This is a genomic window from Paralimibaculum aggregatum (assembly GCF_030270585.1).
In the GTDB taxonomy this organism is placed as follows: domain Bacteria; phylum Pseudomonadota; class Alphaproteobacteria; order Rhodobacterales; family Rhodobacteraceae; genus Thermohalobaculum; species Thermohalobaculum aggregatum.
This window is the reverse complement of sequence record NZ_BSYI01000019.1, coordinates 75,576-85,797: the sequence shown is the minus strand read 5'-3', so window position 1 is coordinate 85,797 and position 10,222 is coordinate 75,576. Positions and strand designations below refer to the sequence as shown.

Below are 10,222 nucleotides of genomic sequence, written 5' to 3'. Positions count from 1 at the left end.
CAGCGCCACCGCCCGCAGCCCCGAGCCGCAGACCTGGTTGATCCCCCAGGCCGCCGCCTCGATCGGCAGCCCGGCCGCGATATGCGCCTGCCGCGCCGGGTTCTGGCCCTGGCCCGCCGTCAGCACCTGACCGAGGATCGTCTCCGACACATCCGCCGCCGCAACCCCGGCCCGCGACAGCGCCGCGCCGATCGCCACCGCCCCGAGCTCGTGCGCCGGTACCGACGCAAACGACCCGTTGAAGCTCCCAACCGCCGTCCGTGCCGCAGATACAATAACCACAGAGCCCATCGCTCAGATCTCCTTTGGCCTGTTTCCTCGTTTGCGGCGCAGGCTAGCCAGCCAATGCTGCGGCGCAACATGCTCCGGCGCAACCCGGCCTCCCGTGAACTGCATGGCTGGCCAATCGGATTGCCCGGGACCAGCCGCTCCGATGCGCAGCGCTAACGCTGAACGATCTCCGGCCCCATGATTGCGTTTGGCAGGACGGTCGAGATCCAGGGCACATAGGTGACCAGGATCAGGAACACGAAGAGGATGCCGAGCCAGGGCAGCGCCGCCCGGACCACGGCCATCATCGGCATGCCCGCGACGCCGGACGTGACGAAGAGGTTCAGCCCCACCGGCGGCGTGATCATCCCGATCTCCATGTTGACGACCATGACGATGCCGAGATGGATCGGGTCGATGCCGAGGCTGATCGCGATGGGAAAGACCAGCGGCGCGACGATGATCAGCAGCCCCGAGGGCTCCATGAACTGCCCGCCGATCAGCAGGATCAGGTTGACGATCAGCAGGAAGGCCACCGGCCCGAGGCCGGCATCGAGCATCGCCGTCGCGATCTGCTGCGGGATCTGCTCGTCGGTCAGGACATGTTTCAGGATCAGCGCATTGGCGATGATGAAGAGCAGCATCACGGTCAGCTTGCCGCCGTCGAACAGCGCGATGCGCAGGTCGCGATGGCCGAAGACGGTGACCAGCGCCCAGGGCTTGCGCCAGACCGGCACCGGCCGGCCGCCCGGCTCGGCGGGCTTGAGCGGCCCCAGATCGCGATAGATGAAGAAGGCCGCGATGAAGGAGTAGACCGCAGCGACGGCCGCCGCCTCGGTGGGCGTGAAGATCGCCCCGGTGATGCCGACGATGCCGTAGATGCCGATGAAGATGATCACGATCAGCATCAGGCCCCAGAAGGCCTGGCCGCCGGATTCGAGCACCTCGGCCCAGCCCTTCCACTCCCCCGTCGGCAGGTTGCGCAGCTTCGCCACGAGATAGATGCCGGTCATCAGCATGCCGCCGGCCAGCAGGCCCGGGATCACGCCGGCGAGGAACATCCGCCCCACCGAAACATCGGTTGCCGCGGCATAGACCACCATGACGATCGACGGCGGGATCAGGATGCCCAGCGTGCCGGCGTTGCAGATCACGCCGGCGGCAAAGTCCTTGGTGTAGCCGATCTGCCGCATCGCCGCGATCACGATGCTGCCGATCGCCACCACGGTCGCCGGCGAGGAGCCCGACATCGCCGCGAACATCATGCAGGCGAAGACGCCGGCGATCGCCAGCCCGCCGGGAAAGTGCCCGACGCAGGCGATGGAGAAGCGGATGATCCGCTGCGCCACCCCGCCGGTGGACATGAAGGTCGAGGCGAGGATGAAGAAGGGGATCGCGAGCAGCGTGAAATGCCCCTCGAAGGCGGAGAACATCGTCTGCGCGACCGAGGCGAGCGAACTGTCCGAGAACACCAGCAGGAAGATGATCGAACTGAAGCCGAGCGAGACGGCGATCGGCACGCCGATCAGCATCAGGCCCACCACGAGCGCGAAGAGGAGGACGACTTCCATGGATCAGTTCTCCTCGGCGCGTTGCTTGGCCGCGGCCTCCTCGACGAGATCCTCGGCTTCGTGCCCCGCGATCACCAGCGGATGGCCGCCCTGCCAGATGCGCACCGCGACCTGCACGAAGCGCAGGAGCAGGAGCAGCATGGAGATCGGGAGGATGATGTAGGGGATGAAGCGCGGCATCTTCTCGTAGCGCTCACCCTCGTTCATCGAGTCCGCAAGGAACTGGAGGAATGCCGGCATCGGCGTGTCGTTGACCTCGTACCAGGCGCGGTAGTTGGTCGACTTCATTTCCTCGAAGCCGGTCGGGAACCAGCGGCCGGTGGTGGCGGGCAGGTTCGCGAAGTTGGCCCAGTAGTCCCAGCAGCCCTTGAGCAGCAGGAACGAGAACACGATGCAGACGCCGACCGACACGAGGCCCAGCAGGCGCTGCACCGGAGGGCTGAAGATGTTCACCAGGGCGTCCACGCCCAGATGCAGGGTCTTCTTGGTGCAGTAGCCCGCACCAAGCAGCACGAGCCAGGCGAACAGGTAGACGGTGACCTCGAGCGCCCAGAGAATGTTCGAATTGAAGGCGTAGCGCGCGATCACGTTGGCGAACGTGATCACCGTCATCAGCCCGAGAATGACCGCAATGAGCGTCTCCTCGACCGTGTCGATCACGTTGCCTGTCTTCGGATCTCTCGAACTGGCCATGGGGGGTCCTCCGCTGGCCGGAAGCTGCACCGCCCCGCACGGATCGGGGGCGATGCAGGGGTTCCTTGCGGCGGATCAGTTGCCGGCGTTCGCGGACTGGGCGGCAGCGATCAGATCGGCCCCCACATCACCCTCGAACTTGGCCCAGACCGGCTTCATCGCGGCGACCCAGGCAGCCCGCTGCTCGGGGCTGAGCTGCCGCACGACGCCGCCGTTCTCGACGATCGACTTCTTGGCGGCCTGGTTCACCTCGTAGGACTGCGAGTTGCGGGCCTCGGTCACCTCCGCCATGATGGTGGCGAGCTGGTCGCGGACATCGGCATCGAGGCCGTCCCACCAGTCGGTCGAGGTCACCACGAGATAGTCGATGATCCCGTGATTGGTCTCGGTGATGCCGTCCTGCACCTCGAAGAACTTCTGCCCCCAGATGTTCGACCAGGTGTTCTCCTGCCCGTCGACCACGCCCTGCTGCAGCGCGCCATAGACCTCGGAGAAGGCCATCTTCTGCGGGTTGCCGCCGATCGCCTCCATCTGCGCGACCAGCACGTCCGACTGCTGCACGCGGAATTTCAGCCCCGCGGCATCGGTCGGCAGAAGGAGCGGCTTGCTGGCCGACATCTGCTTCATGCCGTTGTGCCAGAAGGCGAGGCCGAGCAGGCCCTTGCGCCGCATCGACGCCTTCAGCTTCTGCCCGTCCTCCGACTGCTGGAAGCGGTTCACCGCCTTGATGTCCTCGAACATGAAGGGCAGGTCGAACAGGCGGAACTTCTTGGTAAATTTCTCAAATTTCGAGAGCGAGGGCGCAGCCAGCTGCACATCCCCGTTGAGCAATGCCTCGAGCACCTTGTCGTCGTTGTAGAGCGTCGAGTTCGGGAAGACCTCCATGCAGGCCTTGCCGTTCATCTCGGTGTTCACCCGCTCCGCCAGAAGCGAGGCCGCGAGGCCCTTCGGGTGCCGGTCGGCATTGGTCACATGGCTGAACTTGATGACGATCTCGCCATCGTCGCAGGCCGCGATCGCCGCAGGCGCGCCGAGCGCGCCGATGGCGAACAGGGCCGCAGCCGTCAGGTGGGTCAGTTTGCGCATAAAATTCCTCCGCGTTGGCATGTTCTCATTATATTCCCGGGTCGCCCGTTCGGGCACCGGTCCGCCTGACCGTTTTCGGCCATGCGTCGCCAACTGCGAGCAAACACCGATTCCTTCGTCCCGTGAAGAGGCTAAATGAATGCAAAAGGCCGCAGCGTCGGCTGCGGCCGTCGCCTCAGCGGTCGCTCTCGCGCCAGCGCGGATTGATCCAGGGCTCGGCGTTCTCGCGCGGCAGCGGCCTGCGGCCCAGAATGTGGTCCGACGCCTTCTCGCCGACCATGATCGACGGTCCGTTCAGGTTGCCATTGGTGATCCGCGGGAAGATCGAGCTGTCGGCGACGCGCAGCCGCTCGACCCCGATCACCCGGCACTCGGGGTCGACCACCGCGCCCGGATCGTCGGCGCGGCCCATCCGGCAGGTGCCGCAGGGGTGATAGGCGCTCTCGACATGCTCGCGGATGAAGCCGTCGAGTTCGTCGTCCGACTGCACGGCCTCGCCGGGCTGGATCTCCCTGCCGCGATAGGGATCGAAGGCGGGCTGGGCGAAGATCTCCCGCGTGACGCGGATGCAGTGGCGGAAATCCTCCCAGTCCTGCGGCTCGCTCATGTAGTTGAAGCGGATCGCCGGGGCGGCATCCGGATCGGCGCTGCGCAGCCGCACGGTGCCGCGCGACGGCGAGCGCATCGGCCCGACATGGGCCTGAAAGCCGTGCCCTTCCGCCGCCGCCTGCCCGTCATAGCGCACCGCGATCGGCAGGAAGTGATACTGGATGTCGGGATATTCCACACCCGGCCGCGAGCGGATGAAGGCGGCGCTCTCGAACTGGTTGGAGGCGCCGAGGCCACGCTTCAGGAACAGCCATTCGGCGCCGATCAGCGCCTTGGAGAAGAGGTTCCAGTGCTTGAACAGCGTGATCGGCTGGGTGCAGGCCTGCTGGATGTAGAGCTCGAGATGGTCCTGCAGGTTAGCGCCGACACCCGGGCGGTCTGCCACCGGCGCGATTCCGTGCTCGGCCAGATGCGCCGCCGGCCCGATCCCCGAGAGCATCAGCAGCTTCGGCGAATTGATCGAGGAGGCCGCGAGGATCACCTCGCGCCGGGCGCGGATGATCTCGGTCTGCCCGCCACGGGTCACCTCGACCCCGGCCGCGCGGCCCTCCTCGATCACCACGCGCCGCGCGAGGCAGCGGTGGAGCCGCAGGTTCGGCCGCTTCAGCGCCGGCTTCAGATAGGCATTGGCAGCGGACCAGCGCCGGCCGCGCCAGACCGTCGCCTCCATCGGCCCGAAGCCTTCCTGCTTCTCGCCGTTGTAGTCGTCGGTCAGCTCGTAGCCGGCCTGCGCGCCGGCCTCGACGAAGGCGCCGAACAGCGGGTTGCTGCGCGGCCCCCGGCTGACATGCAGCGGCCCCGAGCTCCCGCGCCAGGACGGGTCGCCGCCATGGCCGCTCTCGTGCCAGCTTTCCAGCCGCTTGTAGTAGGGCAGGACGTCGGCATAGGCCCAGCCATCGGCGCCCTGCTCGGCCCAGTGATCGAAGTCCCGTGCATGGCCGCGGACATAGACCATGCCGTTGATCGAGGAGGAGCCGCCGATCACCTTGCCGCGCGGGCAGGCCAGCCGCCGGCCCCCGAGATGCGGCTCCGGCTCGCTCTGATAGCCCCAGTCGTAGCGCTTCATGTTCATCGGATAGGACAGCGCCGCCGGCATCTGGATCAGCGGGCCGGCATCGGTGCCGCCATACTCCAGCACCAGCACGTCATGGGTGCCGTCCTCGGAGAGCCGGGCGGCGAGGGCCGAGCCGGCACTGCCCGAGCCGATGATGATGAAGTCCGCCTCCATCACTCCACGCGGAGCCCGTCATAGGAGATCATGACATGCTCGGCATAGGCCGGGCGCTCGGTCAGCCGCTGGTAGTAGGCGTCGAGATTGGGGGTCTCGGCGCGCTCGAAGTCGAGGGTGTAGTAGCGGTAGAGCAGGTGCCCGCACATGATGTCGGCAAAGGTGAAGGTCTCGCCGTCCATCCAGGGCCCGGCACCGATGCGCTGGTCGAGCATGCCCGCGAGCGATTTCGCGCGTGCGACGAGGTCGGCAAGCCGCGCCGCGTCGCGTTTCGCCGCGGGGGTGCGGATCAGCGCCCAGAAGATGCCGGCCTGCATCACCGGGGTCCAGGTCGTCTTGATCCACTCGGCCCACATGTCGAGCGGCGCCCGCCTGCGCGGCTCGGGCCAGAACCCGTCGTCGCCATAGGCCGCCGCGAGATAGCGCAGGATCGCCGCGCTCTCCCAGAGCGTCACGTCGCCGTCGCGCAACACCGGGATCAGCCGGTTGGGGTTCATCGCGGTGTAGTCGGCGCTGTCGAGCCCGCCGAACGACCCGCCCATATCGTGGCGCTCATGCGGCAGGCCGAGCTCGGCAAGTGCCCACATGACGGTCTGCACGTTCGACGAGGTGTTCCGGCCCAGGACTGATATCATGCTCTTCCCCAAGGGTGGTTTCTGCAACGGCCGCGACGGCGCGGGCCCGTGGGCCGCGTTACCACATGGGACAGGGCGGGCAAAACCGATTTCGCGGCGCTCACTTCTCGGGGGCGGCGAGCAGGCCGGCATTGACGGAAGCGACATGGTCTGCCGGAACGTCGCCGATCGCGCTCTCGCGCTTGAACTCGTAGCGCACCAGCCCGTCATCCGCCGCCACGCAGACCGACAGGCAGCGGGCGATCCGCTCGTCACCCTCGAGGATGTCGACATAGCCACGCAGATGCGGCGGCTCATCGGCCTCGATCACGAAGCCATGATCGGAGAGCTCGATCAGCGGATAGAGCCGGTCGGCGGCCGATACGCGGTAGCGGCTGGCGCGGCGGCGCTTGGACCGCCGGTCGCTCTCCAGCGCGGCGGAAATGTCGGGAGGGATCACGCTCTCCATCGGGCACTCCGGTCTTGCGGGCACCACGATGCGCCCGAGTCGTTCCCCATTAAAGCGCGCGGGACGCGGGGCGTCGCCAGAAAAAGTTGGCTCAAACCGTGCGAATGTCGAGCATGTCGTCCCGGCTTTCCTTGCCCCCCGCGCAAGCTCGGGTATAAGGCGGGCGACCTTCACGAGACGCGTATGCGACGTGCGCCGGCCTGCTGAGCCGGTTGCGCGGTCGCGGGCCGGAGAGACCCATGCCGAAGCGCACCGACATCCATTCCATCCTCATCATCGGCGCCGGACCGATCGTCATCGGCCAGGCCTGCGAATTCGACTATTCGGGCGCACAGGCCTGCAAGGCACTCCGCGAGGAGGGTTACCGGGTCATTCTGGTCAACTCCAACCCGGCGACGATCATGACCGATCCGGGCATGGCGGATGCCACCTATGTGGAGCCGATCACGCCCGAGGTCGTCGAGAAGATCATCGCCCGCGAGCGGCCCGATGCGCTGCTGCCCACCATGGGCGGGCAGACCGGGCTCAACACCGCGATGGCGCTGGCCGATCGGGGCGTGCTCGAGCGCTACGGCGTCGAGATGATCGGCGCCAACCGCGAGGCCATCGAAATGGCCGAGGACCGCAAGCTGTTCCGCGAGGCGATGACCCGGATCGGGCTGGAGAACCCGGCCGCGGCGATCGTCTCGGCGCCGAAGATCGACGGCGGCTTCGATATCCATGCCGGCCTCGCCGAAGCCGAGGCGGCGCTGCCCCAGGTCGGCCTGCCGGCGATCATCCGCCCGGCCTATACCCTCGGCGGCACCGGCGGCGGCGTCGCCTACAACCGCGAGGAGTATCTCGCGATCTGCCGCAAGGGGCTGGAGGCCTCGCCGGTGGCGCAGATCCTCGTCGACGAGAGCCTGCTCGGCTGGAAGGAGTTCGAGATGGAGGTGGTCCGCGACCGCGCGGACAACGCCATCATCGTCTGCTCCATCGAGAACATCGACCCGATGGGCGTGCACACCGGCGATTCGATCACCGTCGCCCCGGCGCTGACCCTGACCGACAAGGAATACCAACGGATGCGCAACGCCTCGCTCGCGGTGCTGCGCGAGATCGGGGTGGAGACCGGCGGTTCGAACGTGCAGTTCGCGCTCGACCCGGCCTCGGGCCGCATGGTGGTGATCGAGATGAACCCGCGGGTCAGCCGCTCCTCGGCGCTGGCCTCCAAGGCGACCGGCTTCCCGATCGCCAAGATCGCCGCCAAGCTGGCGGTCGGCTACACCCTCGACGAGCTCGACAACGACATCACCAAGGCGACCCCGGCGGCCTTCGAGCCGACCATCGACTACGTGGTGACCAAGATCCCGCGCTTCGCCTTCGAGAAGTTCCCGGGCAGCGTGCCCGAACTGACCACCGCGATGAAATCGGTCGGCGAGGCGATGGCCATCGGCCGCAGCTTCCAGGAGAGCCTGCAGAAGGCGCTCTGCTCGCTGGAGACCGGGCTCACCGGGCTCGACGAGATCGAGATCGAGGGCGTCACCCCGGAGCAGACCGCCGAGGAGCGCCGCCGCGCCGTGCGTGCCGCGCTGACCCGGCAGACCCCGGACCGGATCCGCCTTGTCGCGCAGGCGATGCGCGAGGAGCTCAGCCTCGACGAGATCGCCGGCGCCACCGGCTATGACCGCTGGTTCCTCGAGCGCATCGAGGAGATCGTCGCCGAAGAGGCACGGCTGCTGGCAGAGGGGCTGCCGGAAGGCGCCGCGGCGCTGCGCCGGCTGAAGGCGCTCGGCTTCTCCGATGCCCGGCTCGCACATCTGACCAACACCACCGAGAGCGCGGTACGCGAGACCCGCATGGCAGCGGGCGTGGTGGCGGTGTTCAAGCGGATCGACACCTGCGCCGCCGAGTTCGAGGCGCAGACGCCCTACATGTACTCGACCTACGAGGCCGATGCGGTCGGCCCGGACGGCTCCGTCGCGGCGGAATGCGAGTCGCGCCCCTCGGACCGGCCGAAGATCGCCATCCTCGGCGGCGGGCCGAACCGGATCGGCCAGGGCATCGAGTTCGACTACTGCTGCTGCCATGCCTGCTTCGCGCTGACCGAGGCGGGCTACGAGACCATCATGATCAACTGCAACCCGGAGACCGTGTCGACCGACTACGACACCTCCGACCGGCTCTATTTCGAGCCGCTGACCCTCGAGCACGTGCTCGAGGTGCTGCGGGCCGAGCGCGAGGCCGGGCGGCTGCATGGCGTGATCGTGCAGTATGGCGGGCAGACGCCGCTGAAGCTCGCCCGCGGCCTCGAGGCCGCCGATATCCCGATCCTCGGCACCTCGCCGGACGCCATCGACCTCGCCGAGGACCGCGAGCGCTTCCAGAAGCTGCTGCAGGATCTCGACCTCGTGCAGCCGCGCAACGGCATCGCCTATGACGAGGCGACCGCCCGCCGCGTGGCCCGCGAGATCGGCTTTCCCGTGGTGATCCGCCCCTCCTACGTGCTCGGCGGCCGCGCCATGGAGATCGTCCGCGAGGAGCACGAGCTGGCGCGCTACATGCGCGAGGCGGTGATCGTCTCGGGCACCGCGCCGGTGCTGATCGACGGCTACCTCGCCGGCGCGGTCGAGGTCGATGTCGACGCGATCTGCGACGGCAACGTCGTGCACATCGCCGGCGTCATGGAGCATATCGAGGAGGCCGGCATCCATTCCGGCGACAGCGCCTGCTCGCTGCCGCCGCACAGCCTCTCGCGCGAGATGGTGGCCGAGCTGTCGCGACAGGCCGAGGCGATGGCCCTCGGCCTCGGCGTGCACGGGCTGATGAACGTGCAGTTCGCGATCCAGGGCGAGGAGGTCTATGTGCTCGAGGTCAACCCCCGCGCCTCGCGCACCGTGCCCTTCGTGGCCAAGGCGGTCGGCTCGCCGATCGCCGCGATCGCCGCGCGGGTGATGGCCGGCGAGCCGCTTTCGGCCTTCACGCTGGCCGATCCCAACACCCCGCACATGGCGGTGAAGGAGGCGGTGCTGCCCTTCGCGCGCTTCCCCGGCGTCGATACGCTGCTCGGCCCGGAGATGCGCTCGACCGGCGAGGTCATGGGGCTCGACCGCGGCTTCGCCCGGGCCTTCCTCAAGAGCCAGCTCGGCGCCGGCATCAGCCTGCCGCGCGGCGGCACCGCGTTCATCTCGGTCAAGGATGCCGACAAGACCGCGATCCTGACCGCCGCGCAGAGCCTGCACCGGCTCGGCTTCGAGCTGATCGCAACCGGCGGCACGCAGGAGTTCCTGGTGGCCGAGGGTGTGCCGGCGCTGCGCGTCGCCAAGGTCTACGAGGGCCGGCCCAACATCGTCGACCGGATGAAGGACGGCGATGTGGTCCTGGTCTTCAACACCACCGAGGGCGCGCAGTCGGTGCGCGACAGCGTCGACATCCGCGCCACCGCGCTGGCCCAGAAGATCCCCTATTACACCACCGCCGCCGGCGCGTGCGCGGCCGCCCGTGCCATCGAGAACTACAACCACGGCGAGCTCGAGGTGGCGCCGCTGCAGTCCTACGCCGCCCGGAGCATCTGACTCCGAAACGGCCGGACGGAGATGCCGTCGCGGCCGCCGCAGGGCCCGGACGCCGGGTATCTTGCGGCGGCGCGGGACGCTGCATATGGTACCGGTTTGCAAGGCAGCGCGGATGGCGGGTTCGCTTG

General features: G+C 68.0%; 8 protein-coding genes. 1 reads left to right on the top strand and 7 read right to left on the bottom strand.

Translation table 11 applies throughout. The annotated features are described in order from the left end of the window. The 7 genes from QSJ97_RS13300 to QSJ97_RS13270 form a co-directional block, all read right to left on the bottom strand. On the bottom strand, positions 1 to 291 hold a 291-nt coding region (locus QSJ97_RS13300; RefSeq protein ID WP_491630629.1), incomplete at its 3' end, for a thiolase family protein. Positions 292 to 443: 152 nt separating this feature from the next. Next, positions 444 to 1,841: a TRAP transporter large permease gene (locus QSJ97_RS13295; RefSeq protein WP_285672263.1), complete on the bottom strand. Its 1,398-nt coding sequence runs from the start codon at positions 1,839 to 1,841 to the stop codon at positions 444 to 446. Between the two features lie 3 nt (positions 1,842 to 1,844). After that, positions 1,845 to 2,534: a TRAP transporter small permease gene (locus QSJ97_RS13290; RefSeq protein ID WP_285672262.1), complete on the bottom strand. Its 690-nt coding sequence runs from the start codon at positions 2,532 to 2,534 to the stop codon at positions 1,845 to 1,847. A 75-nt stretch (positions 2,535 to 2,609) separates the two neighbouring features. After that, positions 2,610 to 3,620 (bottom strand): TRAP transporter substrate-binding protein, encoded by a 1,011-nt coding sequence (locus QSJ97_RS13285; RefSeq protein ID WP_285672261.1) that lies wholly within the window; start codon positions 3,618 to 3,620, stop codon positions 2,610 to 2,612. Positions 3,621 to 3,795: 175 nt separating this feature from the next. Continuing rightward, positions 3,796 to 5,457: a choline dehydrogenase gene (betA, locus tag QSJ97_RS13280; protein ID WP_285672260.1), complete on the bottom strand. Its 1,662-nt coding sequence runs from the start codon at positions 5,455 to 5,457 to the stop codon at positions 3,796 to 3,798. Next, the gene (locus QSJ97_RS13275; RefSeq protein ID WP_285672259.1) at positions 5,457 to 6,092 is read right to left on the bottom strand and encodes a glutathione S-transferase family protein; all 636 of its coding nucleotides are present in this window, start codon (positions 6,090 to 6,092) and stop codon (positions 5,457 to 5,459) included. The genes betA and QSJ97_RS13275 overlap by 1 nt, the downstream gene beginning before the upstream one ends. A 100-nt stretch (positions 6,093 to 6,192) precedes the next feature. Further along, positions 6,193 to 6,540 carry a hypothetical protein gene (locus QSJ97_RS13270; RefSeq protein ID WP_285672258.1) on the bottom strand — a complete coding sequence of 116 codons (348 nt, stop codon included), beginning with the start codon at positions 6,538 to 6,540 and terminating at the stop codon, positions 6,193 to 6,195. A gap of 239 nt (positions 6,541 to 6,779) precedes the next feature. Here QSJ97_RS13270 and carB point away from each other — a divergent pair, with 239 nt between their 5' ends. After that, entirely contained in the window at positions 6,780 to 10,094 is a 3,315-nt protein-coding gene (gene carB / locus QSJ97_RS13265) for a carbamoyl-phosphate synthase large subunit (RefSeq protein WP_285672257.1), read from the top strand. The last annotated feature ends 128 nt before the right edge of the window (positions 10,095 to 10,222 follow it).

Coding starts and splice junctions, on each gene's coding strand:
- QSJ97_RS13275 (WP_285672259.1), bottom strand. CDS start 6,092: ATGATATCAGTCCTGGGCCGGAACACCTCGTCGAACGTGCAGACCGTC.
- betA (WP_285672260.1), bottom strand. CDS start 5,457: ATGGAGGCGGACTTCATCATCATCGGCTCGGGCAGTGCCGGCTCGGCC.
- QSJ97_RS13290 (WP_285672262.1), bottom strand. CDS start 2,534: ATGGCCAGTTCGAGAGATCCGAAGACAGGCAACGTGATCGACACGGTC.
- QSJ97_RS13270 (WP_285672258.1), bottom strand. CDS start 6,540: ATGGAGAGCGTGATCCCTCCCGACATTTCCGCCGCGCTGGAGAGCGAC.
- QSJ97_RS13295 (WP_285672263.1), bottom strand. CDS start 1,841: ATGGAAGTCGTCCTCCTCTTCGCGCTCGTGGTGGGCCTGATGCTGATC.
- carB (WP_285672257.1), top strand. CDS start 6,780: ATGCCGAAGCGCACCGACATCCATTCCATCCTCATCATCGGCGCCGGA.
- QSJ97_RS13285 (WP_285672261.1), bottom strand. CDS start 3,620: ATGCGCAAACTGACCCACCTGACGGCTGCGGCCCTGTTCGCCATCGGC.